The sequence below is a fragment of the Bradyrhizobium macuxiense genome (assembly GCF_001542415.1).
In the GTDB taxonomy this organism is placed as follows: Bacteria; Pseudomonadota; Alphaproteobacteria; order Rhizobiales; family Xanthobacteraceae; genus Bradyrhizobium; species Bradyrhizobium macuxiense.
The window spans coordinates 70,137-95,860 of sequence record NZ_LNCU01000011.1 but is presented as its reverse complement, the minus strand read 5'-3'; the positions used below and the strand labels follow the sequence as shown (position 1 = coordinate 95,860).

The 25,724-nt window shown below is 63.8% G+C and carries 24 protein-coding genes; 8 read left to right on the top strand and 16 right to left on the bottom strand.

Annotated features, from left to right (window positions below):
• Positions 1–161: 161 nt before the first annotated feature.
• The 9 genes from AS156_RS02535 to AS156_RS02495 form a co-directional block, all read right to left on the bottom strand.
• Positions 162–2,843, bottom strand: coding sequence for a PAS domain S-box protein (locus tag AS156_RS02535; RefSeq protein ID WP_066499549.1), 2,682 nt, complete (start codon positions 2,841–2,843; stop codon positions 162–164).
• A gap of 200 nt (positions 2,844–3,043) precedes the next feature.
• Positions 3,044–3,952: a DMT family transporter gene (locus AS156_RS02530; RefSeq protein WP_066499547.1), complete on the bottom strand. Its 909-nt coding sequence runs from the start codon at positions 3,950–3,952 to the stop codon at positions 3,044–3,046.
• A 289-nt stretch (positions 3,953–4,241) separates the two neighbouring features.
• The gene (locus tag AS156_RS02525; protein WP_066499544.1) at positions 4,242–5,042 is read right to left on the bottom strand and encodes an NUDIX hydrolase; all 801 of its coding nucleotides are present in this window, start codon (positions 5,040–5,042) and stop codon (positions 4,242–4,244) included.
• Positions 5,043–5,049: 7 nt separating this feature from the next.
• On the bottom strand, positions 5,050–6,006 hold the full coding sequence (locus AS156_RS02520; RefSeq protein ID WP_066499542.1) for a dihydrodipicolinate synthase family protein: 957 nt from the start codon (positions 6,004–6,006) through the stop codon (positions 5,050–5,052).
• 124 nt (positions 6,007–6,130) lie between these two features.
• Positions 6,131–7,009 (bottom strand): SDR family oxidoreductase, encoded by an 879-nt coding sequence (locus AS156_RS02515; protein ID WP_066499540.1) that lies wholly within the window; start codon positions 7,007–7,009, stop codon positions 6,131–6,133.
• A gap of 193 nt (positions 7,010–7,202) precedes the next feature.
• Positions 7,203–8,063 (bottom strand): MaoC family dehydratase, encoded by an 861-nt coding sequence (locus AS156_RS02510; RefSeq protein WP_066499539.1) that lies wholly within the window; start codon positions 8,061–8,063, stop codon positions 7,203–7,205.
• Between the two features lie 208 nt (positions 8,064–8,271).
• Complete coding sequence (locus AS156_RS02505) at positions 8,272–8,661, bottom strand: Zn-ribbon domain-containing OB-fold protein (RefSeq protein WP_066499538.1); 390 nt, start codon at positions 8,659–8,661, stop codon at positions 8,272–8,274.
• Positions 8,661–9,818: a thiolase domain-containing protein gene (locus AS156_RS02500; protein WP_066499536.1), complete on the bottom strand. Its 1,158-nt coding sequence runs from the start codon at positions 9,816–9,818 to the stop codon at positions 8,661–8,663. Before AS156_RS02500 ends, AS156_RS02505 begins: the two co-directional genes overlap by 1 nt.
• 279 nt (positions 9,819–10,097) lie before the next feature.
• On the bottom strand, positions 10,098–13,589 hold the full coding sequence (locus AS156_RS02495) for an indolepyruvate ferredoxin oxidoreductase family protein (protein ID WP_066499534.1): 3,492 nt from the start codon (positions 13,587–13,589) through the stop codon (positions 10,098–10,100).
• Positions 13,590–13,823: 234 nt separating this feature from the next.
• On the opposite strand from AS156_RS02495, the gene AS156_RS02490 reads away from it, so the two are divergent.
• Positions 13,824–15,050: a c-type cytochrome gene (locus AS156_RS02490; protein WP_066499532.1), complete on the top strand. Its 1,227-nt coding sequence runs from the start codon at positions 13,824–13,826 to the stop codon at positions 15,048–15,050.
• 4 nt (positions 15,051–15,054) lie between these two features.
• On the opposite strand, the gene AS156_RS02485 is transcribed toward AS156_RS02490, so the two are convergent.
• A complete protein-coding gene (locus AS156_RS02485; RefSeq protein ID WP_066499530.1) occupies positions 15,055–15,696 on the bottom strand; it encodes a trimeric intracellular cation channel family protein in 642 nt (213 codons plus the stop codon).
• Positions 15,697–15,838: 142 nt separating this feature from the next.
• On the opposite strand from AS156_RS02485, the gene AS156_RS02480 reads away from it, so the two are divergent.
• A complete protein-coding gene (locus tag AS156_RS02480; RefSeq protein WP_066499529.1) occupies positions 15,839–16,264 on the top strand; it encodes a lipase chaperone in 426 nt (141 codons plus the stop codon).
• Positions 16,265–16,318: 54 nt separating this feature from the next.
• On the opposite strand, the gene AS156_RS02475 is transcribed toward AS156_RS02480, so the two are convergent.
• From AS156_RS02475 to AS156_RS02465, 3 genes are all read right to left on the bottom strand, one after another.
• Positions 16,319–17,131: an isocitrate lyase/PEP mutase family protein gene (locus AS156_RS02475; protein ID WP_066499528.1), complete on the bottom strand. Its 813-nt coding sequence runs from the start codon at positions 17,129–17,131 to the stop codon at positions 16,319–16,321.
• A 78-nt stretch (positions 17,132–17,209) separates the two neighbouring features.
• Positions 17,210–17,560, bottom strand: coding sequence for an antibiotic biosynthesis monooxygenase family protein (locus tag AS156_RS02470; protein WP_066499526.1), 351 nt, complete (start codon positions 17,558–17,560; stop codon positions 17,210–17,212).
• Between the two features lie 31 nt (positions 17,561–17,591).
• Positions 17,592–17,900, bottom strand: coding sequence for an NIPSNAP family protein (locus AS156_RS02465; RefSeq protein ID WP_066499633.1), 309 nt, complete (start codon positions 17,898–17,900; stop codon positions 17,592–17,594).
• Positions 17,901–18,030: 130 nt separating this feature from the next.
• On the opposite strand from AS156_RS02465, the gene AS156_RS02460 reads away from it, so the two are divergent.
• Positions 18,031–18,726 carry an ArsR/SmtB family transcription factor gene (locus AS156_RS02460; RefSeq protein WP_066499524.1) on the top strand — a complete coding sequence of 232 codons (696 nt, stop codon included), beginning with the start codon at positions 18,031–18,033 and terminating at the stop codon, positions 18,724–18,726.
• Between the two features lie 256 nt (positions 18,727–18,982).
• Positions 18,983–19,231, top strand: coding sequence for a GCG_CRPN prefix-to-repeats domain-containing protein (locus AS156_RS02455; protein WP_066499632.1), 249 nt, complete (start codon positions 18,983–18,985; stop codon positions 19,229–19,231).
• Positions 19,232–19,739: 508 nt separating this feature from the next.
• Here AS156_RS02455 and AS156_RS02450 read toward each other — a convergent pair.
• Entirely contained in the window at positions 19,740–20,537 is a 798-nt protein-coding gene (locus tag AS156_RS02450) for a helix-turn-helix transcriptional regulator (RefSeq protein ID WP_066499523.1), read from the bottom strand.
• Positions 20,538–20,702: 165 nt separating this feature from the next.
• Between AS156_RS02450 and AS156_RS02445 the strand changes: the two genes are divergently transcribed.
• The 3 genes from AS156_RS02445 (at position 20,703) to AS156_RS02430 (ending at position 22,243) form a co-directional block, all read left to right on the top strand.
• A complete protein-coding gene (locus AS156_RS02445; protein ID WP_066499521.1) occupies positions 20,703–20,900 on the top strand; it encodes a hypothetical protein in 198 nt (65 codons plus the stop codon).
• Between the two features lie 403 nt (positions 20,901–21,303).
• Entirely contained in the window at positions 21,304–21,561 is a 258-nt protein-coding gene (locus AS156_RS02435) for a hypothetical protein (RefSeq protein WP_066499510.1), read from the top strand.
• Between the two features lie 328 nt (positions 21,562–21,889).
• A complete protein-coding gene (locus AS156_RS02430; RefSeq protein WP_066499508.1) occupies positions 21,890–22,243 on the top strand; it encodes a cupin domain-containing protein in 354 nt (117 codons plus the stop codon).
• A 779-nt stretch (positions 22,244–23,022) separates the two neighbouring features.
• On the opposite strand, the gene AS156_RS02425 is transcribed toward AS156_RS02430, so the two are convergent.
• Together AS156_RS02425 and AS156_RS02420 are read right to left on the bottom strand one after the other, a co-directional pair.
• Positions 23,023–23,373, bottom strand: a complete 351-nt coding sequence (locus AS156_RS02425; RefSeq protein ID WP_066499630.1) for a hypothetical protein — start codon at positions 23,371–23,373, stop codon at positions 23,023–23,025.
• Positions 23,374–23,518: 145 nt separating this feature from the next.
• On the bottom strand, positions 23,519–25,051 hold the full coding sequence (locus tag AS156_RS02420) for an acyl-CoA carboxylase subunit beta (RefSeq protein WP_066499506.1): 1,533 nt from the start codon (positions 25,049–25,051) through the stop codon (positions 23,519–23,521).
• Between the two features lie 187 nt (positions 25,052–25,238).
• Here AS156_RS02420 and AS156_RS02415 point away from each other — a divergent pair, with 187 nt between their 5' ends.
• Positions 25,239–25,649 carry a DUF4260 domain-containing protein gene (locus AS156_RS02415; protein WP_066499500.1) on the top strand — a complete coding sequence of 137 codons (411 nt, stop codon included), beginning with the start codon at positions 25,239–25,241 and terminating at the stop codon, positions 25,647–25,649.
• Positions 25,650–25,724 lie beyond the last annotated feature (75 nt).

Genomic DNA, 25,724 nt, shown 5'->3' with positions numbered 1-25,724 from the left:
GCAGCGCCGTCTCGAAGGATCGACGGCCACCGGCGGGGCCGTGCATCCCTCGAGGCTCGCCCAGCGGCGCAAGTGCGCCGCAAGGCTTGCACCTCGAGCGACAAAGGCGGAGCCTTTGCGCGGGGATGACGGGTTAGACTGCCAAATGTCAACTGACCGGGTTACTCCGCCGCCTGCTCCAGCGGTGCGACGCGGGGCAGGATCATCCGGATGCGCGTGCCCTGGCCCGGTTCGGAATCGAGGTTGAGGCGGCCGCCGAGACGGGTGGTGATGATGCTGTAGACGATGTGCAGGCCGAGCCCGGTGCCGCCCTGGTCGCGCCGCGTCGTGAAGAACGGATCGAAGGCGCGGCGACGCACATCGAGGCTCATGCCGCAGCCATTGTCGGCGAAGATCACCTCGACATAGTCCTTGCCCGAGGCGTGCACCTGGATGTTGACCTCGCCCGCCCGACCGTTCGGAAACGCGTGCGCGACTGCGTTCAGGAACAGATTGGTCAGCACCTGGCCGTACGGCCCGGGATAGGAATTCATGATCAGGTTCGGTTCGCAATCGACGTTGAGCGTCAGATTGTGTTTGCGCAGGCCGGGCCGCAGACTCATCACCACCTGCTCGGTAAGATCGCCGAGATCGAAGGTGCGCTGGTCCGAATAGTTGCGGTCGGCCGCGACCTGCTTGAACGACTGGATCAGCTCCGCGGCGCGGTTGAGATTGGCGACGAGCTGCGACGACGCATCACGGGCGGTGTCCAGGAAATCATTGAGGCTGGAGCGGCGCAGATCGCCGCGCTCGACCTGGCCGGCGAAATTCGCGGTCTTGCGCTCGAGCGCGGATGCTACCGTCAGGCTGATGCCGACCGGATTGTTGACCTCATGCGCGACGCCGGCCACCAGCCGTCCGAGCGCGGCGAGCTTCTCGGCCTCGATCAGCGAATTCTGGGTCTCGCGCAGATTGCGCAGCGCCGCTTCGGCGGAATCCTTCGCCTTGCGCATCTCCTGCTCTGAACGCTTGCGCTCGCCGATGTCGAGCGCGACGGTGACGATGTTCTCGATCTCGCCCTGCGCATCGAGGATCGGCAGCTTGTTCACCAGCCACTGCCGCATGTTGCCGGCGGAATCCTTGTACTCCTCCTCGTAGAAGCCGAGCTCGCGGCGTGCCGACAGCACGCGCTTGTCGTTCTCGTCGGTCTTGGCCGCGCCGTAGCGCAGCATCAGATCGGCGGTGGTCTGGCCGGTCGCGTCCTGCGGCTCGATGCCGAAGATGCCGGCCATGTAGCGGTTCATCATCACATAGCGCAGGTTACGGTCCTTCACGTTGATGACCGCGGGCACGGTGTCGATCACCATCTGCAACAGGCGGCGGCCTTCGGCGATCGCATCTTCGGCGCGCTTCTGGTCGGTGATATCGCGCACCGTACCTTCGTAGCGGATCACCTCGCCGCTGTCGTTGCGCACAGCGGTGGCCGAGTCGGACAGCCACAGCACGGTGCCATCGCGCGAGCGCACCTGGTACTCGTAGTCACGCACCATGCCGTCGCGCTGCATCAGCTTCTGATATTGCGCGCGGGCCGCCCGATCCACATAGACCGCAGAGGCGATATCGTCGATGCCGTTGATCAGGTCCTGCGGCGTGGCATAGCCCATCATCCACGCCAGCGCAGGGTTGGCGTTGAGCAGCGTGCCACCCGGCGTCGTCACGTAGATGCCGTCGACGGAGGATTCGAACAGCTTGCGGTAGCTCTCCTCAGCCAGCCGCTGCTCGGCAAGCGCACGCAGCGCCGCCTCGCGCGCGCTGTCCGCGTCGACAAGCGTCCGCCGGAACACCTCGGCGGCGCGCGCGATATCGCCGATCTCATTGTCGAGATCGGCACCGGGAATGAACGCGCTCTTCTCGCCGCCCGCGACCTTGCGGATCGCGCCCGCGATCCTGGCAAGCGGACGAACGGTGCGGCGAACCACGAGGATCGATGCGAACAGGCCGATCAGGACGCCGGCCGTACCGAGCACAATGCTCTGCCATTTCGCCTCGGCCAGCGTGCGCGCGAAATCCCGCGACAGCACGTGCCCGCGCCGCGCGCTGAGCTCGCGCAACAGCTCGGTGACGCGCTGGATCAGCCGCCCCTCCTCACCGAGCACCTCGCGGTCGATGTCGGCGATCTGGCCCTCGCGCACCGAGATAGCGATGATCGCCTCGGCATATTTGTCGACCGCGGTCCGCAAGGCGGGATCGGCAATGGTCATCGCGCGCATGTTCTGCGCGGCCTGCTCGGCCGCTGAGGTGTTATGCGCGAGCAGCGCGGTGCCGATGCGGCTCTGGATTTGCGACAGCGCCGTCGCCACGACCGGATCCGGACTCGCGGCGATCGCCTTGTCGAAGGCATCGCGCAGCGGCGGCAGTGCGGCAACCTGTTCTGCGCGACCGCTGAGCAGCGTCGATATCTGCTCGATGCCGCTCCGATATGTCGCAAGCCGCTGGGTGACGCCGTCGATCATGTCCTGCTGCTCGGGCGCAAGCTCGATGCGCGTCTTCTTCAGGATCTCGCTCAGCGATTGCGCCGCCTCCGCGACCTGGGCCGACTGGTTGCCCGGCTCGGTGACGAAATCCCGTGCGGCCAGCCGCAGCTCGTTCATGCGGCGGTCGATATCCTCGGCGATGTCGCCGACGCTTTGCAGCCGCTGCAGCTCGGCAAAGGTCGTATCGATGTGACGGATCGCGATCACGCTCGCGGTGGACGTGATGATGATCACAGCCAGGACCAGCATGAAGCTGCCGAACGTGAGTTGGCCGATCGACAGCGAGAACGCTCGTGGCGCTTGCGAATTCGGCGGCAGTTCTGCGGTCATGTCATCGAGGCCGGGGGATCCTGTCGGCCGCAATATACGGGAAATTACGGGCTTTTGGGAACATGCTGACACAGATCAACAAGCCGGTCGTAAGACCGAGGGTGATTTGCGTCACGCAGGTTGAGCCTATGCCCCGATCCGGCACTGCTCGGCAGCATCCGGCCGGAGGCCAGAAGCACAGCGCCCCGGAGTTGACGATCTCAGGCCGTGGCGAGCTTCCGCGCCGGGATCGTCATCGCGGCGACACCGATCACGACACAAGCGAGCCCGACCCATGTCGTCGGGCCCAGCCGTTCGCCCAGAAACACGACGCTGAGCGCAACCCCGATCGGCACCCGCAGATAGGCCTGCGCCGTGGTGCCCACCGAGCCGAGGGTCTGGATCAGGCGGAAGTAGACCACGAAGGCGATCGCGGTCGAGAACACCGCAAGGGCTGATAGCGCCAGCAGCGACGTCGTCGACGGCGACAGCGTCCAGGGCCGCTCCACGACAAGGCTGATCGGCACGAGGATGACAGCCCCCGCGATCAGCGAGCCGGCCGCCGGCGCCATCGGGTCGAGGCCCTTGAAGCCGCGGCTGAAGATCGCAGCACAGGCGTAGCAGATGGTCGCAGCCACGATCGCGACCTCGGCGAGGATACCCCTGTCGAGGTCGCGGAATGCATCCACGCCGACGATCAGGCAGATGCCGGCCATGCCGGCGACCACGCCGAACAGCTTTCGCGGGCTCGCCGTCTCGTGGCGGGTAATGGCGGCCGTGAACAGGAAGGTGAAGATCGGCGAGGCCGAATTGAGGATCGTGGTCAGGCCGGCATCGACGAGGCGCTCGCCCCAGGCGATCAAGGTCCAGGGGATCACGCTGTTGAGGCAGGCCTGGAAGACGAAGCGGCGCCAGGTCGCAAGATCCGTCGGCATCGTCACGCCGCGGATTCGCATGATGACAAGCAGCAGCAGGCCCGCGATCGCGGTCCGCGCCGCGATCAGTGTGATCGGCGGGATGGTCTCGACCCCGAGCTTGATGAAGGTGTAGGAGCCGCCCCAGAGCGTGGCGAGCGCAAGCAAGAGGGCCAGCTCGAAGGCCATGCCGGGCTGGCGGGGGATGGCGGTCATTGGCAAGGATTCCGTCTTGATGGTTGAGACGGAAACTACATCGGCGGTAGGCGATGATACTTCGGTACAGGCCGAAGTGTGTAGAAAGCGATTGTCTTTCTCATCGTCGTCCCGGCGAAAGCCGGGACCCATTACCACAGGGCTGTGTTGTTGGAAAAAGGTGCGGCCCCAGCATCGCGCAACAATGAAGATCGGTGGTTATGGGTCCCGGCTTTCGCCGGGACGACATCGTGTGTTACGCCGCCTGTGAGCCATATACTCTCTATCCGTCAGGACGACGGATCACGCCCTACCCTCCCGCGCCGACCTCGAAGACCTCGCCGTCATAGCCCGCCTCCTTGGGGATTCGGAGCTGGCGGCCGGTGGCGGTCTTGGTCATCACGGGCGTCACCGTGACGATCGACATGCCCTCGGCATCAGCGAGCGCAGCCTCGACGCTGGCCTGCTTGCCGAGGCGGATCAGGTTGCGCGTGGTCGGGAACGGCAGCTTGAAGCGGCCGGTCTCGCCGCCCGCCAGCGCCTCGCGCGGCGACACCCAGATCGAATCGGTCGACTCCTTGCCGTCATGGGCACCGAGTTGCTCGGGAGGTGCGGCGGCGAGGAAGAACCAGGTGTCGAAGCGCTTCGGCATGCCCTCCGGCGTGATCCAGTGCGCATAGGGCACGAGCTCGTCGAGCGCGAGCACCATGCCGCTGTCGGCCAGGATCGCCTGGAAGGTGATCTTGCCTTCGTTCAGGTCAGCGCGATGGGCATTGGCGATCTCGCTCGCCCGGTTGGCATCGACGAGAGCCTTCGAGCCCTTCGGCCGCGCCAGCAGGATGCCGCTCTCCTCGAACGTCTCGCGGATCGCGGCGATGCGGAAGCTCAAGGCCGCCTCGTCGAGCCCCTCGCCGCCCGCATAAAGTGCGGGGCTGGCGATGATCTCCTTGTCGTTCTTGTCGATGCTGCCGCCGGGAAACACCAGCGCACCGGAATTGAAGTCGATCTCATAATGGCGAACCATCATGAAGACCTCAATTTCCTGCGCTGGCTTGCTGTTGCGCAGTAGCAGGATGGTGGATGCCGGGCGTGGTGCGACGATGTTGGCCATATCGGAGTTAGCCTGCTGCGCTGGATTGGGGTTGCAGATTGGCGCGACGATCGACGCGGGCCACGCGGGACAGGAGATAGTCGACCTCCGCCCTCGCCTGCGGCGTGATGACCGCACCCGGCTTGCGCTGCGCGCTGGACGAGATGATGCCGCGCTTCTGCAGCACATATTTGCGAATCGTCAGACCGACGCCGGGCTGCTGCTCGTAACGGATCAGCGGCAGATGGGCATCGAACAGGTCGTGCGCCGCATCGCGCTTGCCGGCCTTGGAGAGATTGACGACGTCGATCAGGAGCTCCGGGAAAGCGTAGCCGGTCATCGCGCCGTCGGCGCCGCGCTCCATCTCGAAATCCAGGAACAGGCCGCCATTGCCCACCAGGATGGACAGCGGCCGCAGCGAGCCGTCCTTCTGGAAGTTGCGCAAGGTGGAGATCTTCTCCAGGCCCGGCCAGTCCTCGTGCTTCAGCATCACGCAGGACGGCGAGTCCATCACGATCTTGCGGATCACGGCGGGTGTGAACACGACGCTCAGCGTTAACGGATAGTCCTGCAGCACCCAGGGAATGTCGTCGCCGACAGCTTCCTGCGCCTGCTTGAAATAGGTGACGATCTGGTCGTCGGTGCGCAGGTTCGGCGGCGGCGCTATCATGACGCCGGCAGCGCCCGCATCCATCGAGGCCTTCGCCAGCGACCGCATCGAAGCGAAGCCCGGCGCCGAGACACCGACGATCACCTGCAGCTTCTTGGCGCGCTTGACGAAGCGCAGCGCGACCTGCTGGGCTTCGGCGGCATCGAGCTTCGGCGCCTCGCCCAGGATACCCAGTACCGTGACACCGTCGCAGCCGACCTCAGTGTAGAAATCGGTCAGCCGGTCGATGGATGTTTCGTCGATGCGGCCGTCGTCATGGAACGGGGTCGGCGCAATCGCAAAGGTTCCTGCGGCCTGGGCGGTGAGTTTGGTCATGGGTAGCTCTATCCTTATCCGTCATTCCGGGGCGATGCGTCAGCATCGAACCCGGAATCTCGAGGTTCCACAATGCGCAACCGCGCATTGGGGTTCGTCCTTCGGACGCCCCGGACAGGTAGCATCAGAACCGCCGCGCGCCCATCTTGATCTGCTCCTCGGAGAAGAAGATCTCCTTGGCGTGGGTGGCGATGTCCTCGGCCTTCCAGCCCGTGAATGGCGGCTTCCAGCCTTCCATTTCCATCATCCGCATTTCGCGGACGCCGCGGGGGCCCGAAACGCCGAGGACCTTGCCGGTCTGGTCGCCCGAGAGGTCGCTGACCATGTAGAGCACGGCCGGTGCGATGCCGTCGGGACCGAGCGCCGCACCCGGGTTCTCCTTGTAGCGCGGCAGGTCTGCCGTCATGCGGGTCAAGGCGCCCGGTGCCAAGGTCCAGATCCGGATGTTGTACTTGCGGCCTTCGATCGCGAGCACGTTCGAGAGGCCCCAGATGCCGCCCTTCGCCGCGCCGTAATTGGTCTGGCCGAAATTGCCTATCAGCCCCGAAGTGGACGAGGTGTTGACGATGACGCCGCCGCCATTGTCCCGCATCCATTTGAACACCGGCTGGGTGCAGCAGAAGGTGCCCTTCAGATGCACCTTCATCACCTTGTCCCAGTTCGCTTCCTTGGCCTTGTGGAAGGTCTCGTCGAGCAGGATGCCGGCATTGTTGACCAGGATGTCGGCGCGGCCGAAATTCTTGATGGCGTCGTCGAACACCGACTGGCCGCCGGCCAGGGTCGAGATGTCGGCGCCGTTGGCGACCGCGCGGCCGCCATCGGCCTTGATCGCATCGACCACCTTCTGCGCCATCGACTTGTCGGAGCCCGAACCGTCGCGCGGGCCGCCGAGATCGTTGACCACCACCGCCGCGCCCTCGCGCGCGAACAGCTTTGCGTAGGCTTCACCAAGTCCGCCGCCGGCGCCCGTGATCAGCGCCACCTTGCCGTCGAGTAATCCCATGGTTTCTTCTCTCTGTTATTGATTGCTCTTCCTTACCTCGCCCCGCTTGCGGGGAGAGGTCGGATCGCATCGCACGATGCGATCCGGGTGAGGGGGTACAGGCCTATCCGCGATATCAACTATGCGGAGACAGCCCCTCACCCCACCCCTCTCCCCGCAAGAGCGGGGCGAGGGAGCGCACTGCCCTCGCCGCTTACGCCAGCACCGTCTTGCCGCTCTTGATGACAGTGACGCCGCGCGACTTCACCTTGGCCTCGAACGACACCACGTTGCCGTCCTTCCACAGCTCCATCGTCACGGTCTCGCCGGGAAACACCGGCGAGGAGAACCGCGCCGCGTGCTGCTTGAAGGCCGACGGATCGTAATCGGCATAGGTCTGCAGCACGCCGCGGCAGGTGATGCCGTAGGTGCACATGCCGTGCAGGATCGGCCGCGGGAAGCCGGCCTTCTTGGCGAACTCGGGATCGGAGTGCAGCGGATTTCGATCGCCGCACAGGCGGTAGATCAGCGCCTGATCGGGCCGCGTCGTGATGTCGACGACCTTGTCGGGCGCGCGCTCCGGCACCTTGTGGGGCTCGGGCTGGCCGTCCGACGGTCCGCCAAAGCCGCCGTCGCCGCGCGCGAAGCGCGAGGCCACCAGCGTGGCGAGCTTCTCGCCCTTCTCGTCCTTCAGCACGGTCTGGTGGCGGATCACCGCGCCCTTGTCCTTGCCCTTGTCGAAGACGTCGAGCACGGTCGAGTCGGCGGTGATGTGAGCCGCGGTCGCGAACGGCTTGTGGAAGGTGATGTCGCGCTCGCCATCGACCACCATCACGCGGTTGAGATTCATCTCGCCGGGACCTGCGCCCCACGCGGCCACCGACGCGAAAGTCGGCACCACCTTCAGGGGACGCGGCGTCAGCACGCCCTCGTTGACGAAGGCGAGCTCCTTCTCGTCCATCGGATCGGCGCCAAGGCCGATGCCGTAGGCGTAGAGCATCACGTCGCGATCGGCGTAACTGTACTTCTGGCCGAGATTCTTCAGGGCCATCAGCTGTTCGTACACGATTGGCATTGTCGTTTTCTCCCCGAACCCTATTTCTCTGTGCCGCCCGTCGATGCGCCCTCTCCCCTTGCGGGAGAGGGCTACACCGGCACTCGTCACAAACTCACTTCGGTGAGGGATTCGTACCGCAGAGAGACTCTTTAACGCGGAGAGAGACCCCTCACCCGCCTTCGCTGTCAGCGAAGGCACCTTCTCCCACAAGGGGAGAGGGTAAATCTTAGGCCGGCGTGAAGAACGGCAGCGGAGCGCCGTCGGTCGGCTTCCACACCACCTTCACCTTCTGGCCGATCTTCACCTTCTCCAGATCGCAATCGACGATGTTGGTCTGCAGCGAAGGACCTTCCTTCAAGGTCACATAGGCGATTGCATAGGGACCGGTCGGCGATTTGCGCATCAGGCTGTAGGTGTAGACCGTCGCTTCGCCCGATGCCTCTTCCCACACCGTCTTGTCGGAGAAGCAGAACGGGCAGATCGCGCGCGGGAAGTAATGGGCTTCGCCGCAGGTGTTGCAGCGCTTGATCATGAACTTGCCCTGCTTCGCCGCGTCCCAGAACGCTGCGGTCTCCGGGTTGGTCACCGGGGCATTGTACTTCTTGGCTTCAGACATCACGCACGCTCCAGAATACAAGTTGAGGCGGCGTGGCGAACGCCGAGCAGACCACCGGTGCCGTGGGCGATCGCGAGGTCGCAGTTCTTCACCTGCACCTTCGGATGCGCTTCGCCGCGCAGCTGACGGACGGCCTCGAGGATCTTGGTCATGCCGCCGCGGTTGACCGGATGGTTGCTGCAGAGACCGCCGCCGTCGGTGTTGAACGGCAGCTTGCCGACACCCGAGATCAGATTGCCGTCGGCGACGAACTTGCCGCCCTCGCCCTTCTTGCAGAAGCCGAGATCTTCGAGCTGCATCAGCACGGTGATGGTGAAGCTGTCGTAGATCGAGGCGTACTTGATGTCCTTCGGCGTCACGCCTGCCTCTTCGAAGGCGCGCGGGCCGGACCACACGCCGGCGGAGTACGTCAGGTCGAGATTCTTGCCGCCGCGCGGCCCCTTCGCCGCCTCGCCGTGGCCGATCAGGCGCACCAGCGGCTTCTTCAGGCTTTTGGCGATCTCGGGCGTGGTGACGATCATCGCGCCGCCGCCGTCGGTGACGACGCAGCAATCCATACGGTGCAGCGGATCGGAGATCATCGGCGAGTTCAGCACGTCCTCAACCGTGACGACCTCTTTGAGCATCGCATGCGGATTGTATTGCGCGTGATGCGACGCTGCGACCTTGATCCAGGCGAGCTGCTCGGAGGTGGTCCCGTAGTCGTGCATATGGCGCATGGCACACATGCCGTAGGCATTGTGCGTGGTAGCCCCGTAGGCGGACTCGAAATCGGCCTCGGCGCCGGCGGCGCGCGGCGGCATCGGTCCGGTGCGCGGCTTGCCGGCCAGCGTCACCAGCGCGACCGAGCACTTGCCCGCGGCGATCGCCTCGGCGGCGTGGCCGAGATGGATCAGATAGGAACAACCACCGGTCTCGGTGGAGTCGACGTGGCGCAGCTTCTTGGTGTTCAGGCCGAGATAATCGACCATCGGCCACAGCCCGCCCGGCGCATCGCCGGCGCAGAAATAGCCGTCGACATCGTCCTTGGTGAGCCCGGCGTCCTCGATCGCGCCCTTGGCGACCTCGGCGTGAAGCTGCGCTGTTGATTTATCGGGTGCGTGCCGGGTGGGATGTTCGTAGATCCCGGCAATGTAGGCTTTGCCCTTGATGGTCAAATCGTTCTCCGCTGGCGTTTCCAACTGTCCAGCGTTTTTCTGAACTGCCGTGCCGGCCTTGGCAAGCGCGGAAATATTCCGTCAGGCGAGACTGGGATGAGCGTGCAATATGCGCGTCTCAAAACCGATGTCGTCCCGGCGAAGGCCGGGACCCATAACCATCGCTGTTCGTCGTTGCGCGACGCTGGGGCCGCAGCTCGATCTAACAACGCGACCCAGTGGTTATGGGTCCCGGGTCGCGCTTCGCTTGCCCGGGACGACGCTGAATGTGTGGCTACACTACTCCGCCGCCATCTGGCGCGGCGCCGGCGGCGGGTTGGCGAGGTCGGCGGCGAGTTGCGCGTAGCGAACCTTTGTCTCCGTGATCGCCTTGTCCTTCACCGGGCCGTAACCCCTGATGCGATCGGGCAGCGAGAGCAGTTCGACCGCGATGTCGTGATTAAGTGGTGACACCAGGCCGAGCACGGTCGCGATATCCTTTTCGTAACCCGCGATCAGGTCGCGCTCGAGCTTGCGGTCGGAATTGTAGCCGAAGATGTCGAGCGGCGTGCCGCGCAGGAAGCGGAAGCGCGCCAGCACCTTGAACGCCGACATCATCCACGAGCCAAATGCACGCTTCTTCGGTCGGCCCTGCGCATCGAGGCCGCCGCCGAGGATCGGCGGTGCGAGATTGAAGCTGAACTTGTACTCGCCCTCGAACTGGTCGCGCAGCTGCTTCTCGAAATGGCCGTCGGTGAACAGGCGCGCCACCTCGTACTCGTCCTTGTAGGCGAGCAGCTTGGCGTAGTTGATCGCAACCGCACGCGGCAGCGCCTCGCCGTAACCGCCCTTGGTCGCGGCCTCGCGGACCTGATCGACCAGCTTGCGGTAGCGCTTTGCCAGACGCGAACTTTGGTAGTCGGTCAAAAGTCCCATGCGATGGGTGATGATTTCATCGAGCGACATCGCCTCCAGCGTCTTCGCCGGCGCGACGTCATCGTGATCCTTCATCATATCGGCAAGGCGCGCAGGATCGGCAGCGGCGAGCCGTCCTAGCTGGAACGCTTGCGTGTTCATCTTGATCGCGACGCCGTTGACCTCGATCGCCTGCTGGATCGAGTCTGCCGAGAGCGGCAGCAGCCCGCGCTGATAGGCGAAGCCCATCATCATCATGTTGGTGGCGATGGAATCACCGAGCAGCGCCTCGGCCGGCTTGGTGAAGTCGAGGAAAGCGGAGTCCTTGCGCAGCTCGGTCTCCAGCACACTGTTGACCTTGCGGCTCTGGAAATTGAAGTCGCGGTTGAGGATGAAATCCGCGGTCGGGATCACGTGGCTGTTGATGATGCCGACGGTCCGGTTCGCATCGCACAGCGTGATGGTGTCCTTCGAAGCCGCCACGACCTCGTCGGCCGCGAGCACGAGATCGGCGGTGCCGGTCACGATGCGGGAACAGGTCACATCCGCGGTGTGTTCGGAGAGCCGGACATGGCTCAGCACCGCCCCGCCCTTCTGCGCGAGACCGGACATGTCGAGGATCATGCTGGCCTTGCCCTCGATATGGGCGGCCATGCCGAGCAGCGCGCCGATCGTCAGCACGCCGGTGCCGCCGACGCCGCCGACCGCGATGTTGTAGGGCCGGTCGAGCGCGGGCTTCGACGCCGGCTCCGGCAGATTTTCGATCGCACCGAGATCGGGCGGCGCCCGCCGCCTGAGCTTGCCGCCGTCGACCGTGACGAAGGATGGGCAGAAGCCCTTCACGCAGGAATAGTCCTTGTTGCAGGTCGACTGATTGATGGTGCGCTTGCGCCCGAGCTCGGTCTCCAGCGGCTCGACCGAGATGCAGTTCGACTGCACCGAGCAGTCGCCGCAGCCTTCGCAGACTGCTGGATTGATCAGCACGCGGCGCGCCGGGTCCTCCATCAGGCCGCGCTTGCGGCGGCGGCGCTTCTCGGCGGCGCAGGTCTGCACGAACACGATCGCGGACGTGCCCTTGTACTCGCGGCACATCTTCATGACGTTCTCGAGCTCGTCGCGATGATAGAGCTTCACGCCCGGCGCGATGGTATCGGACGGATAAGAACCCGGATTTTCCGAGACCAGATAGATCTCCCGGATGCCTTCGGCGTGGAGCTGGAAAGTGATCTGCTGCGGCGAGAGATCGCCGTCATGACGCTGGCCGCCGGTCATCGCCACCGCGTCGTTGTAGAGGATCTTGTAGGTGATGTTGGCCTTGGAGGCGATCGCCTGGCGGATCGCAAGGATGCCAGAGTGGAAGTAAGTGCCGTCGCCGAGATTGGCGAAGATGTGGTTCTCGTTGGTGAACGGCGCGATGCCGACCCACGGCACGCCCTCGCCGCCCATATGGGTGAAGGTCTCGGTCGAGCGGTTCATCCACAGCGCCATGAAGTGGCAGCCGATGCCGGCAAGCGCGCGGCTGCCTTCCGGCACCTTGGTCGAGGTGTTGTGCGGGCAGCCCGAGCAGAAATACGGCACGCGGGTGACCGGCGCCACCGCCTGCATCTGCGTCGACTGCCGGCCGTTGAACCAGTCGGCCTTGGCGCGCAGCATCTCGGCGATTTCAGGATTGAGATTAAGTCGAAGAAGCCGCTCGGTCAGCGAGCTTGCAAGCGAGGCAACACTGAGCTCGGCGGCGAAGGTCAGGAAGCGCTTGTCGTGATCGTCCATCTTGCCGACGATGCGCGGGCGCACGTCGTCGCGCCAGTTGAAGAGCTCCTGCTTGACCTGGTTCTCGACGATCTCGCGGCGTTCCTCGACGATGAAGATCTCCTCGAGCCCGACGGCGAAGTTGCGCACGCCTTCCGGCTCCAGCGGCCAGGGCATACCGATCTTGTAGAGGCGGATGCCGATCTTGGCGGCGATCTCGGGCGTGATGCCGAGCTCGCGCAGCGCCTGGCGGATATCCTCGTAGCTCTTGCCGGAGGCCATGATGCCGTAGCGCGCGTTCGGCGAATCCATGGTGACGCGGTTGACTTTGTTGGCGCGGGCGAACGCGATCGCGGCGAAGCCCTTGTAGTCCTGCAGCCGACGATCCTGCTCGAAGCGGTCATCGGGCCAGCGGATGTTGAGACCGCCCGGCGGCATCTCGAAATCGGTCGGAATGATGAACGGCGTCATCTCGTCGGTGAGATCGATCTCGGCCGTAGTCTCGACCGTCTCGGTGATCACCTTCATGCCGACCCAGCAGCCGGAGTAGCGCGACATCGCGATACCCAGCAGGCCCATCTCGATCATTTCATGGATGCTGGAGGGGTAGAGGTAAGGCATCAGCGCGGAGATGAAGGCGTGGTCGGACTGATGCGGGACGGTGGAGGACTTTGCGCCGTGGTCGTCGCCGGCAAGGCAGAGTACGCCGCCATGCTTGGCCGCACCTGCAGCGTTGCCGTGCCGGAACACGTCGCCGCAGCGGTCGACGCCGGGGCCCTTGCCGTACCAGATGCCGACGGCGCCATCGTACTTGGCGCCGGGCGACAGGCCGAGCTGCTGCGAGCCCCAGATCGCGGTGGCCGCGAGGTCCTCGTTCACGCCGGGCTGGAATTTGACGTTGTACTGCTCGAGATGCTTGCGGGCCGCAAACAGCTGCTGGTCGTAGCCGCCGAGGGGGGAACCGCGATAGCCTGAGATGAAGCCCGCGGTGTTGAGGCCTGCGGCGCGGTCGCGTCTGATCTGCGCCATGGGCAGGCGAACCAGTGCCTGGATGCCTGTCAGAAAGACGTGGCCGGTGCCTTGGGTGTATTTCTGGTCGAGGCTGATAGGCCCTTGGTTGATTCCCATTTAGCCCTCTTTTCGATGGTCGCGACGACTGTCTTTTAGCTAGTCATCCGAGCTTGTTAGAACCACTCTATGTCGGATTTTCCGCTGCGCGCAGCACAATTCTGAGCAAGCAAGCCCGGTGCTCGAAAATCGCAATTTCGTGCCGGGAATATCGTAAGCGCATTTCGGTTTCTGTCGCAGGACAGGCCCGCGGCGAAATGGCGTAACGCGACCGGTCGACCAGGCGGAGGAAGAATGCGGCAGCGACGGCGAACGACCGATGCGATTCTGGTCATCATACTTTTGTGCGGTGCGTTCGCGGCGCACGAATGTTCGGCCGAACCGTCCGAGGACGTCATCGCCCACGGCAAGGCGCTGACGATCGCCGGCGACTGTGCGAGTTGCCACACCGCCGACCCGGCCAAGCCCTTTGCCGGCGGCAAGCGGATCGACACGCCGTTCGGCGCCGTGTTCTCGCCCAACCTGACGCCCGACCGCGATACCGGCATCGGCGGCTGGAGCGACGACGACTTCGTCCGCGCGCTGCGCACTGGCGTCTCGCCTGACGGCACGCATTACTACCCGGCCTTCCCCTACCCCTATTTCACCAAGCTGATCCGCGACGACATCCTGGCGATCCGCGCCTACCTCGCGACCCTTGCGCCGGTCGGCAACAAGGCGCCCCCGCTGGAATTACGCTGGCCGCTGAACTATCGGGTGCTGATGCGGGCGTGGGACGCCCTGTTCTTTACGCCGGGCATCATCCAGCCGGACCAGGGCAAGAGCCCGGAATGGAATCGCGGGCGCTATCTGGTCGAGGGCCTTGCCCATTGCGGCGCCTGCCACACGCCGAAGAACCCCTTCGGCGCCGACCGGCCCGACCACGCCTTTGGCGGCAGCATGGTCCAGGGCATGTTCGCGCCAAGGCTCGATGGTGCTGCGCGCAGCGGGCTGAAGTCGTGGAGCGTCGACGATGTCGTCGAATATCTGCAGAGCGGCCGCAACGGGCACAGCCATGCCGGCCCGCCGATGTCGGAGGTCGTCGTCAACTCGACATCCAAGATGAGCGACGGCGACGTCCACGCCATCGCGGTCTACCTCAAGAGCCTGCCGGCCGGCACGCCTGAGCCCGTTGTCGCCCCGCCCTCGCAAGCGCAGATGAGCGACGGCGAGCGGATCTATCGCGGTGCCTGCGTCGCCTGCCATGAACTCGACGGTTCGGGCGCGCCGCGGATCTACCCGCCGCTGCCGGGCAACGCCAATCTGCAATCGGCCGACCCGGCGAGCACGCTGCGCATCATCCTCGACGGCGCGCAGACCGTGACTACGCCGCGGGCGCCGAACACAGGATCGATGCCGTCCTATCCGAAGCTGACGGACCAGCAGATCGCCGACGTCGCGACCTACATCCGCAACTCCTGGGGCAACGCCGCACCGGCAGTGACCGCTGACGAGGTCGCCAACGCACGGCAGACGAAGTGACCGCTCACCGCTCCTCGCCATTGAACACGAACTTTGGCATCTCCCATTTGTAGCGGATCGCAAGCAAGCGCAGCGAGAGGCCGAGGGCGAAGGTCAGCAGGGTCCAGAGCTGGGGGTTCGGCTCCAGGCCGAAGGCGGTCGCATAGAACAATCCGGTGACGACGGAGACGCTGGCGTAGAGTTCGCTGCGAAACAGCAGCGGCACCTCGTTGCAGAGGATGTCGCGCAGCACACCGCCGGCGCATCCGGTGATCATGCCGGAGACGATGACGATCGGCAGCGAAGCGTCGACCTGCCACGCCACATCGCAGCCGGCCATCGTGAACACCACGAGCCCGATCGCGTCGAGCACGAGGAATGCGACGTTGAGCCGGTGTACCAGCCGCGCCAGCAGGATGGTGACGAGTGCAGCGACCCCTGCGATCGCGAGATAGATGGGATGCGCAACCCACAGCAGCGGATAATGCCCGAGCAGCACGTCGCGGATGGTGCCGCCGCCGAGCGCCGTGATGGCCCCGAGCATGCAGACGCCGGCCCAATCCATTTTTCGCCTGCCCGCGGCGAGCGCCGCCGTCATCGACTGCGCCGCGACCGCGATGAACGAGAGCACGTGCAGCACCGAATCGGTGGGCGGCATGGTCCACATCTGAAAAGACCTCATGAAACAGGCGACCGGAACCGGGAATCGCCGGTTCCATCATGAACAGGTTGCAACATTGACGCGGAACATCCTGTCGCGCCAGCCATTGTCCCCCACGTAGCTTTGGAGTGCTAACGGAGGAACGATAATGACCTACGATCCCAACGATCCGTATCGCGCCAATCCGACCGACGAAGAACTCCGCCGTCAGGCGCGCTTCAATAGCCTGGACAACGAGGTGCAACCGGATCCGGAGCTCGGGGAAGGCTCGGCCAGCAGCACCAAAATCGCGATGTTCGCAGTCGCGGTCGCCGTGGTGCTTGGCGCGCTGTTCTACGGGCTGAACAACACATCGGTGAACCAGGCGGGCACGACACCGCCCACGCAAACCGCACAACAGAACCCTGCCAACCCGGCAGCGGCGCCTCCTGGCATGCGCGACGTGACACCGAAACCGAACAGCCAGCCCGGCGTGACCACGGGCGCAGCGCCGGCGCAGCCTGCGCCCCCGCCCGCCAACAAGCAGACCGGCCAGCAGAACGACGGCTCGACGGGCAACAAGAACAACTATTGAGCGCGCGGACAATGACGAAGCAGCGGGCGATCGGCCCGCTGCTTTTTGTCTCGGTTACTTGAACATCTTGTTGAGCTCGCCGCCGGGATAGCCGTTGGCGAACTCGGTGAAGGTGCCCTTCTCCGCCATCTCCTTTGCGGCTGTCATGACGCCGGCCCAGGCCATCCGCGCCAGCGAGCCGCCGACGCTGATCCGGCGCACGCCGAGATCGCCGGCTTCCTGCAGCGACAGGCCCGATGCGCCGATCAGCAAATTGACCGGCTTCGGCGCCACCGCCTTCACGACGGCTGCGATCTCGTCCTTGGTCTTGATACCAGGTGCATAGAGCACGTCGGCGCCGGCGTCCGAATAGGCCTGCAGCCGCTCGATCACCAGCTTGAGGTCCTGCACGCCCCACAGGAACGCTTCGCAACGCCCGGTGAGCAGCACGCCGCTGTTGTCGGCATCGATCGCCTTGCGCGCCGCCTTGATGCGCTCGACCGCGAGCTTGTGCTCGAACAGCGGATTGGCGGCATCGCCCGTGGAGTCCTCGATCGACAGCCCGGCAACGCCGGTCTTCGCGCCGCGCGCGACGTTGACGGCAACCTTGTCGGGCTCGACGGCAAAGCCGCCTTCATAATCTGCATTGACAGGAATATCGACCGCCGCGCACAGCGCCGTCAGATGGTCGCAGACGTCATCGACAGTGACACGGTTGTCGGCCTTGCCGATCGTCCAGGCAAAGCCCGCGCTGGTCGAGGCCAGCGCCTTGAAACCGAGATGTTGTAGCGCACGGCCGCTGCCGACATCGAACGGGTTCGGAATGATGAAGCATCCGCTCTCATGCAGCTTCTTGAAGGTGGCGCGTTTGTCAGCAGTTGTCAGCATGGTCGTCTCCCAAAGGTCTGATTGGCCGCGCACAGATAGGCACGCGCGCTTGCGCGCGCCAGAGCGACTCGAAACACGCTAGTGCGCTTCGTGCGCTGCGCGGCTGTCCTTCGGCGCCTGCTCGCGGTCGTTCAAGCCGTAATCCCTGATCACACTGGCGACGCGCAGGCGATAGTTCTCGAATATCCGCGCGCGGCCCTTGGCCTGGGTGCGGCGGTGCTCGACCGTGTTGCGCCAGGCCTCGACCGCCTTCTCGTCGCGGAAGAATGACAGCGACACGAACTTGCCCTTCTCGGTGAGGCTCTCGAACCGCTCGACTGAGATGAAGCCGTCGATCTCTTGCAGGATCGGCTTCAATTCGGCGGCGAGATCGAAATATTGCTGCCGATGCTCCGGCTTCGGCCAGACTTCGAAGATCACGGCGATCATGAATGGCTCCGCTGTTGTTGTGATGGACGCACTATAGCGCGATCTTGCGCAGAAAGGTCCGTTCCTCCGCCAGGATGAACCTGTTTTCTTCCGCGAAGTTGAAGTTCGCCACGCTCTCCTTGTCGGTGCGCAGCCGCGCGCGATAGGCCTCGTAGGCGGCCAGGCTCTCGAACGAGACCAGCGCAGACGCGATGTTATTGGTGCCCTCGTGCGGCATCCAGTAGCCGATCAGGTCGCCACCGCAGCGCGGGATGATCGAGAGCCAGTTCCTCGCATACTCCTCGAACATCGCCCGCTTGAACGGATCGAGCTGGTAGCGGATGAAGACGGTGATGGTCATTTGCGAACCCTTTCCTGTGTTCACCGTCATTGCGAGCGCCAGCGAAGCAATCCATCGCTCCGCGCAACGACGATCCCACGTTCAACACTACCCGCTTGCCCGACGCCAATGCTTCGGCTATCATCGAACTATGAAAGCAGGACCCGACATCTCCCGGGTCGCCGCCCTCGTCGGCGATCCCGCACGCTGCAACATGCTCACCGCGCTGATGACCGGCCGCGCCTTGACCGCAAGCGAGCTGGCGCAGGAGGCCGGCATCACGCCGCAGACCGCGAGCTCGCATCTGGCGAAGCTCGAGGCCGGCGGGCTGATCGAGCCGGAGAAACAGGGCCGCCACCGCTACTATCGCCTCACCGATCCTGATGTCGCCGACGTGCTCGAGGGCCTGCAGGGCATCGCCGCGCGCGCCGGCCATATGCGCGTGCGCACCGGGCCGAAGGATCCGGCGCTGCGCCGCGCCCGCATCTGCTACGACCATCTCGCCGGCGATCTCGGCGTGCAGATGCTCGACAGCATGAAGCGGCAGAAACTGGTCCGCCAGACCAAGCAGGCGATCGAGCTCACCGGCGAGGGCAAGCGCTTCATGGCGGAGGAGTTGCAGATCGACGCCAACACGCTGACGCATCCGCGCCGTCCGGTGTGCAAGGCCTGCCTCGACTGGAGCGAGCGGCGGCACCACCTCGCGGGCACGCTGGGCGCTGCGATGATGGACCGCTTCACCGAGCTGAAATGGGCCGCGCGCGACGTGACGCCCGGCAGTCGCGTGGTGAATTTTTCGCGCAACGGCGAAAGGCGATTTACCGCGCTGTTCGGAGCGAGCGAATAACGGCGCGCCGCGCACGCGCTTATTTGAATCCGAACACCGGATATCTGTGTTTCTCGACTCACGCGAAGTATGACGAATTATTTCTGGGCTTGCTTGCGTCGCACTGACGCAGCAGGCGGCTGCAATGTTCATGTCGCATTCAGCCCGCGCTTTTAAGGTCGACGACAGCGGGCACGGCTTCTGCAATGATCCGGCCGGGCGAATCGGGAGTGAATGTTTGTTGCCGCGAGCAGCGGCCCATATCGAAGGAGAAGACATGAAGTATCTTTTTGCAGCAGCAATTTTGGTCACGACCGCGTTCGCCGGAATGAGTGCCGCTGAAGCAGCGGGTGGATGCGGCCCCGGCTGGCATCGTGGCCCCTACGGCGGATGCGTCCGGAACCGCGGCCCCGTCGTGGTCGCCCCCGGCCCTGTCGTCGTCCAGCGTCCCGTGGTTGTGGTGCCGCGCGGCCGCGCCTGCCCCTATGGCTTCGCCTGGCGCTACGGCCGCTGCCGTCCGATCTGATCGCGGCACGATGCACCAAACAAAACCCCGCCTTGCGCGCTAGCCCTGGCTTAAGTGTGGAATTTTAACTCCACCTTCATCGGCATCCCTTACTCCATAAGGAATTCGGGGTGCCGATCATGCCGGAGATATCTTCGGGAAGGCCAAAAGGCTCCGTCTCCCTTTGGAAGGGTCAACGTCAACTTCTGCAAGAACCCGCTCTGTTCGAAATTCGGTGTTCACGCCGAAATCGAGGACCAGCGCAGCAAAAACAGACTCAAAACAAACAAACGATCCCTTTGCATTGTCGCGGGAGTGCGCAACGACGCCGCGCTCCTCTGCTCCGGCTACAACACAGCACCGTCGTCAAGAGCAATGAGGCGCTCTCACGCCGTCTGGGAGGAATTCGACAGACACCTCAAGGCTTGGGAAACCCGCCGCGGGTCACTTGATGAGAGCGTCGTCCGGGATCGCCAGAGTGCTCTTCTCGCCGGAAAACCCTGCCGTATGAGACTGCGACCACAGTTCGTTATCGCAGTTTGCCAAGCCATAGCGCAGTGAGCTTCGAGCGATTGCTCACACCGAATTTGGCGTAGATCGACTTGATGTGGAAGTGCGTGGTATTCGGACTTTGGTCGAGCCTCTGCGCAATCTGCTTTTCCGTGTGCCCGTCGAGCAGTGCGAGCAACACCCTGCGTTCGGCAGGTGTCAGGGGCGCATTGGCGATAAGCAGACCGTAGCAGAGCAATTGTTGTCGGTGAAACCATCTCAACCCGCGCATCACGAAGCCCAGACGCTCGGCGTCCTGCGCCGAGAAGCGGGGTGTCTGCGCATCGCGAAACACGAAGAGGCGAATCCTCACGTCGTCATTGAGCGCCATGCGTACGGAAATGCTGTCGGCGAAGCCGACGTCCAGATAGTGCCGTCGATAGTGCTCGCCCTCGAACCATTCCGGTGGCAGCGCTTCGAACAGCAGGCGGACGCGGAATGGCTCATCTCCCGACGCGGAAAGGATCTGAGACAGGTCGACGTTGTCGGACCAGAGCTTATCAAACTGTTTCTGTACAGATGCTGCCACCGCAGGTGTCGGGTGCAGCACCCGGACCATGCGCGGACGCCAGCCGAGCAAGGGATCGGCCCGCTTCGGCGAAGGCAATCGCACGACCACACCCCATAGCGCATTGCGTGCCGACAGCATGGTGCACAGTGCGGACAGCAGGTGTGTTAGCGCAGCGTCGCCATCGCCGACTGAGAAGTCGGCCAGTTGATCCCAGAGTGCATAAACTTCTTGATTTTGCGGAACGGTGGAATCTGTGGAGAGATGCATGTCATTCCCAGAGCATATGCAAGTCGCCGACCTTCACGGGCACATATAAAGGACAGCGAACCACCTTTCTAGGTAGTTACCAGGCGCATCAAATGACGGGATAGATGGCGGGATATTCGGCAAGGGTGCTGGGACAACGGCTCCTCTCACCGCAACGATATTCGGATGTTCATTATGCCTAAAGCAATTCGCGCGCACCACCTGACGCCCGAGGACCGGGAGGCGTTCAACCGGTGGCGTTTCGCCTTTTTCATCGCCCTATCATGCGCCGTTTTGATTGCGCTCGCAGCCTTTGAGCAACGGCCGCCGACCGAAGTGTCGATCCGCCCGACTGGTCCGATGCCCGGCGTCAGCGTTCCCTGATCAAGCAGCTTTTGAGCCGATTTCCTTCGTTTTGAAGTTTTAATTGCATTGCCCGCAGACTTCGACGGCAGCATCGCGAGTTCGTGCGAGATGCGCGACGCTCGATGACGCCCGGGCAGCAACCGCTGGAATCTGCCATGTGGGCTCTCGCAACTGCCGCAATCGCGAACGCTTTCGTGCGGGCGTTCTCCGCATCATCGCCGCGGGCAAATCTCCTCAAGCAGCTCGCGTTGCTCTGCGGAGCCGTCCTGTTCGTGTGGCTGTTGTCACTGACCTATGGGTTGGATCTCAGCGCTGCATTTTTCTAACCGGTGGGATTCGGGAACATGGTCCATTCAATGCCCGCTTGCACTGCCTCGCAGCCGTGCACTGGTCTCAAAGCCAACGGCGCCGGAGAGGCAAAGTGATCTGGACCGATCTACTGGGCTATGCGGCGTCAGCCATGGTCCTGGCAACGTTCTGTACGACCAGCATGCGTCAGCTGCGCCTTCTCGGCATAGGAAGCAACATCCTATTCATTTTGTTCGGATTGATGGCGCATATCCATCCGGTGTTGCTGCTTCACCTCGTCCTTCTGCCTGTCAACCTTGCCCGTCTGATGCAGATGCGATCGCGCGCACCGCCCGCTGCGCCGCTGCAAACCTTCGAGAGTCGTTTATGACTGCTACATCACCGAGACGTAGAACGCACGCTTGGCCGCATCGGTGGCGGTGCGCGAACGACGAAATAGGCAGCAGGCACTGGGTCTCTCCGGTTTGTTTTTGCAAGGCCGGCCATGCGACTGCGTCCGCCGTAGCTCAACGAGCGAAGGTGGAAGTCGTAACTCGTCGCACGGAACGAAACAGCAAGTTACGCCAGCGCTCGCCCACGCAGCACAGTCTGCAACGCTGACCCGTCATGTCCACTCCGGCCGTTCCGTGCACGGCGGAACAGGATTAGCATCGTCGCCTCCCCGCCCGACGGGATCAAGAAGCCACAAGGAGGCCGCCATGAAGCAAGGACAACCGATCAAGGATGCGAGCCATCTCTACGAGGTCGAGCGCCGCGCCCAGCATGCCGCCCGCCCCGGCTTTCGCATCACGGAGCTGCAACTCTCGCCGACGCAGAAGGTACCGTGGCACACTCACAGCAACGTCTCCGACACATTCTACGTTCTGGAAGGCCAGATGCGGCTGTTCCTGCAGGAGCCGAAGGAGGAAGTGAACTTGAAGCCCGGCGAAGTCTACGCCGTGAGGCCGACGCGGCCTCACCTCGTGACCAATGCCGGTTCAACTTCCCTCACCTTCCTGGTGCTGCAAGGCGTCGGCGAATACGACTACGTGCCGCTGGCGTCGTCGCATTAGGTTCGAGCAGCACTTTTCCATTCGTCGTCCCTGCGAAAGCAGGGACCCATAACCACAGGATCGTGTTGTTGAACCGAGCTGCCCCAGCGCGGCACAACAACATCCGCCTGTGGTTATGGGTCCCGGGTCGCGCTTTCGCTTGCCCGGGACGACGCGGGGATAGATACCGATTCACATATCAAACAGCGCTGAGGATGTGCGTCCGCATTCTCGCGGCGCAATTCGCCCGAGTCTTGTCTTTCGTTCCGCCGCTCTGAGAACAGAGGGCGCAGGGAAAGCCGGGTGCCGATCGCACCCATGGGCCCCGAGCAATGGGTAGAAAGCTCGGGGGTAGGACCACAGGTGTAACCGGAGACTCCGGCTTTCCCTGCGCGATGGTTTACGGCTTATACGTGCTCCCCCCGGTGAGACTGGGCTTTTTTGTCACCGCCTTCGCCAGAACGCTTTCACGTTTCAGCGAGAGGACACCTGCCACTAGGGCGTCAGGCCTGCACGACTTCGCCGTCCGCCTCACGCGCACTCGTCAGTTGCGCAATCGGCGTCCACCGCGTCCCACACCGCGTTCGTGACGATCGCGATCCGCCCCTCATCGGGTGAGACGAGCGAATTCATACATCAAATTCCACTTCCGAAAAACAGAATTATTTTCGCCGCATGGGCTTGACGGGTTTTCTTGAGTTGCCCGTCGGGTTGATATGTCGCAGGTGGCACGGATGGATTTGACTTGCATAACGCGATCAGTCGCGCGGCCGCCAACTACAGAGGCGTCGCAGAACGGATCACATCAGCTTCAGCGGCGCATCATGGACGACGCGAAGATCGATGTTGCCGATCAGGCGCGCGCGGCGCGCCTCGGCCGAGCTGATCGCGCCTTCGGTCTGACGCAACGTGCTGACATTCGATCCAAGCGACACGATGCCTATGAGGATCAGCGCGATCGATCCGAGCGCGACAGCCGGACTGTCGCCAAGCAGACCGAGGAGCGCCGCAACCAGCAACACGAACCCGCCTGCGATCGCCACCTTCGAGCCCAGGATGATCCGCCGGCAGCGCTCGGCGATCTCGGCAAGATCCTCGATCCGCTCTTCAAGCTCTGAAATCTCGTCGGTCGGATCGTCTTCGGCCGTCATGTTCAAGCTCGTCGCTCGCAAGGCGGGTTAGGCGGAAGCCATAACCCGCCTCAGATCCCATGAGGCAAAGATGGTGGGTTACGCGGAGTTTGTCATCGGGCCGCGCTTCGTGCGGACCCGTTCACCAACCGACCCTACAGCACCTCTACAACGGCAAATTGTCGTGCTTCTTCGCGGGGATCTCGACCTTCTTGTCCTTGAGCATCGCCAGCGCCCGCGCGATCCGGCGGCGCGTCGAGTGTGGCATGATGACGTCATCGATGTAGCCGCGTTCGGCGGCGATGAAGGGGGACAGGAAGCGGTCTTCGTATTCCTTGGTGCGCGCGGCGATCTTGTCGGGGTCGCCGATATCAGAGCGGAAGATGATCTCCACCGCGCCCTTGGCGCCCATCACGGCGATCTGCGCGGTCGGCCAGGCGTAGTTCATGTCGGCGCCGATTTCCTTGGACGCCATGACGTCGAACGCGCCGCCATAGGCCTTGCGGGTGATGATGGTGACGAGCGGCACCGTGCACTGCGAGTAAGCGAACAAGAGCTTGGCGCCGTGCTTGATCAGGCCGCCATATTCTTGGCTCGTGCCCGGCAGGAAGCCCGGCACGTCGACGAAGGTGACGATCGGGATGTTGAAGGCATCGCAGAAACGCACGAAGCGCGCGGCCTTGCGTGATGCGTCAGAGTCGAGCACGCCCGCCAGCACCATCGGCTGGTTGGCGACAAAGCCGACGGTACGCCCCGCGATGCGGCCGAAGCCGGTGACGATGTTCTTGGCGAAGGTCTCCGAGATCTCGAAGAAGTCGCCCTCGTCGACGACCTTCAGGATCAGCTCCTTCATGTCGTAGGGCTTGTTCGGATTATCGGGGATCAGCGTGTCCAGGGACATGTCGAGGCGGCCGATATCGTCGAAGCTCGGCCATTCCGGCACACCGTCGGTATTGTTGGACGGCAGGAAGTCGATCAGCCGGCGCATCTGCAGGAGAGCGTCGACGTCGTTCTCGAAGGCGCCATCGGCGATCGAGGAGCGCGTGGCGTGCACCGAGGCGCCGCCGAGCTCTTCCGCGGTGACCACCTCGTTGGTGACGGTCTTCACCACGTCGGGGCCGGTGACGAACATGTAGCTCGTGTTCTTCACCATGAAGATGAAGTCGGTCATGGCGGGCGAATAGACGTCGCCGCCGGCGCAGGGTCCCATGATGACTGATATCTGCGGGATCACGCCCGAGGCGATGACGTTGCGGCGGAACACGTAGGAATAGCCCGCGAGCGCGGCGACGCCCTCCTGGATGCGCGCACCGCCGGCGTCGTAGAGGCCGATGATCGGCGCCCTCGCCTTCATCGCCATGTCCTGCAGCTTGGTGATCTTCAGCGCATGGGTTTCCGACAACGAGCCGCCGAACACGGTGAAGTCCTTGGCGAAGACGAAGGTCTTGCGGCCGTTGACCGTGCCCCAGCCGGTGACGACGCCGTCGCCGGGGATCTTCGTCTTCTCCATACCGAACTCGATCGAGCGGTGCTCGACGAACATGTCGAACTCCTCGAAGGAACCCTTGTCCAGCAGCAGCTCGATACGCTCCCGCGCGGTCAGCTTGCCGCGGGCGTGCTGCGCCTCGATGCGCTTCTCACCGCCGCCCAGCTTGGCGCCGGCGCGCCGTTCTTCGAGGGTATCGAGGATATCTTTCATCTGTCTCCGCCCGTATTAGCTACTGGACCACCGCCTGAGGGGTGGCGCTGACGCGTTGTCTTGATGCGAACCGGTTCCCACTTCGCCCGAAAACGCTTTAGCACGGCATTTTCGGAAGCGGAAACCGGCTTGTGGGCAGGCCAGAGCGCAAAAACGGTAGGATTTTCCGATATCTGGGGAGTTGACGATGACTGAAGCAACCACGGCCGAGACCGGCGCACCGACCGGCGGGGTCCGCACCCTGCTCCGGCTCGAAGGGCTGGCGCTGTTCCTCGGTATGACCTTTCTCTATGCCGAATGGGAGGGCTCGTGGCTGGTCTATGTCCTGCTGTTCCTGGTTCCTGACCTGAGCTTCGCCGCCTATCTCGCCGGCCCCCGCGCCGGCGCCATCGTCTACAATGTCGCCCACGCCTATCTGGCGCCGGTGGTGCTGATGACGCTCGGCTTCGCGCTCGCGGAGCCCCTGGTGCTCTCGATCGCGATGATCTGGCTCGCCCATATCGGGATCGACCGCGCGCTCGGCTATGGGCTGAAATATTCCAAGGGCTTTGGCTTCACCCATCTCGGCCGGATCGGGAAGGCGCAGGAGCCGGCTTAGCGTTCTCACCTCGTCATGCCCGGCCTTGGGCCGGGCATCCACGTCTTTACTTTCCAGCGGCGAGGAAAGACGTGG

What these genes read in the sequence shown, in the direction of transcription:
- AS156_RS02535 (WP_066499549.1), bottom strand. Translation starts at nt 2,843, where the DNA reads ATGACCGCAGAACTGCCGCCGAATTCGCAAGCGCCACGAGCGTTCTCG.
- AS156_RS02530 (WP_066499547.1), bottom strand. Translation starts at nt 3,952, where the DNA reads ATGACCGCCATCCCCCGCCAGCCCGGCATGGCCTTCGAGCTGGCCCTC.
- AS156_RS02525 (WP_066499544.1), bottom strand. Translation starts at nt 5,042, where the DNA reads ATGGCCAACATCGTCGCACCACGCCCGGCATCCACCATCCTGCTACTG.
- AS156_RS02520 (WP_066499542.1), bottom strand. Translation starts at nt 6,006, where the DNA reads ATGACCAAACTCACCGCCCAGGCCGCAGGAACCTTTGCGATTGCGCCG.
- AS156_RS02515 (WP_066499540.1), bottom strand. Translation starts at nt 7,009, where the DNA reads ATGGGATTACTCGACGGCAAGGTGGCGCTGATCACGGGCGCCGGCGGC.
- AS156_RS02510 (WP_066499539.1), bottom strand. Translation starts at nt 8,063, where the DNA reads ATGCCAATCGTGTACGAACAGCTGATGGCCCTGAAGAATCTCGGCCAG.
- AS156_RS02505 (WP_066499538.1), bottom strand. Translation starts at nt 8,661, where the DNA reads ATGTCTGAAGCCAAGAAGTACAATGCCCCGGTGACCAACCCGGAGACC.
- AS156_RS02495 (WP_066499534.1), bottom strand. Translation starts at nt 13,589, where the DNA reads ATGGGAATCAACCAAGGGCCTATCAGCCTCGACCAGAAATACACCCAA.
- AS156_RS02490 (WP_066499532.1), top strand. Translation starts at nt 13,824, where the DNA reads ATGCGGCAGCGACGGCGAACGACCGATGCGATTCTGGTCATCATACTT.
- AS156_RS02485 (WP_066499530.1), bottom strand. Translation starts at nt 15,696, where the DNA reads ATGTGGACCATGCCGCCCACCGATTCGGTGCTGCACGTGCTCTCGTTC.
- AS156_RS02480 (WP_066499529.1), top strand. Translation starts at nt 15,839, where the DNA reads ATGACCTACGATCCCAACGATCCGTATCGCGCCAATCCGACCGACGAA.
- AS156_RS02475 (WP_066499528.1), bottom strand. Translation starts at nt 17,131, where the DNA reads ATGCTGACAACTGCTGACAAACGCGCCACCTTCAAGAAGCTGCATGAG.
- AS156_RS02470 (WP_066499526.1), bottom strand. Translation starts at nt 17,560, where the DNA reads ATGATCGCCGTGATCTTCGAAGTCTGGCCGAAGCCGGAGCATCGGCAG.
- AS156_RS02465 (WP_066499633.1), bottom strand. Translation starts at nt 17,900, where the DNA reads ATGACCATCACCGTCTTCATCCGCTACCAGCTCGATCCGTTCAAGCGG.
- AS156_RS02460 (WP_066499524.1), top strand. Translation starts at nt 18,031, where the DNA reads ATGAAAGCAGGACCCGACATCTCCCGGGTCGCCGCCCTCGTCGGCGAT.
- AS156_RS02455 (WP_066499632.1), top strand. Translation starts at nt 18,983, where the DNA reads ATGAAGTATCTTTTTGCAGCAGCAATTTTGGTCACGACCGCGTTCGCC.
- AS156_RS02450 (WP_066499523.1), bottom strand. Translation starts at nt 20,537, where the DNA reads ATGCATCTCTCCACAGATTCCACCGTTCCGCAAAATCAAGAAGTTTAT.
- AS156_RS02445 (WP_066499521.1), top strand. Translation starts at nt 20,703, where the DNA reads ATGTTCATTATGCCTAAAGCAATTCGCGCGCACCACCTGACGCCCGAG.
- AS156_RS02430 (WP_066499508.1), top strand. Translation starts at nt 21,890, where the DNA reads ATGAAGCAAGGACAACCGATCAAGGATGCGAGCCATCTCTACGAGGTC.
- AS156_RS02425 (WP_066499630.1), bottom strand. Translation starts at nt 23,373, where the DNA reads ATGACGGCCGAAGACGATCCGACCGACGAGATTTCAGAGCTTGAAGAG.
- AS156_RS02420 (WP_066499506.1), bottom strand. Translation starts at nt 25,051, where the DNA reads ATGAAAGATATCCTCGATACCCTCGAAGAACGGCGCGCCGGCGCCAAG.
- AS156_RS02415 (WP_066499500.1), top strand. Translation starts at nt 25,239, where the DNA reads ATGACTGAAGCAACCACGGCCGAGACCGGCGCACCGACCGGCGGGGTC.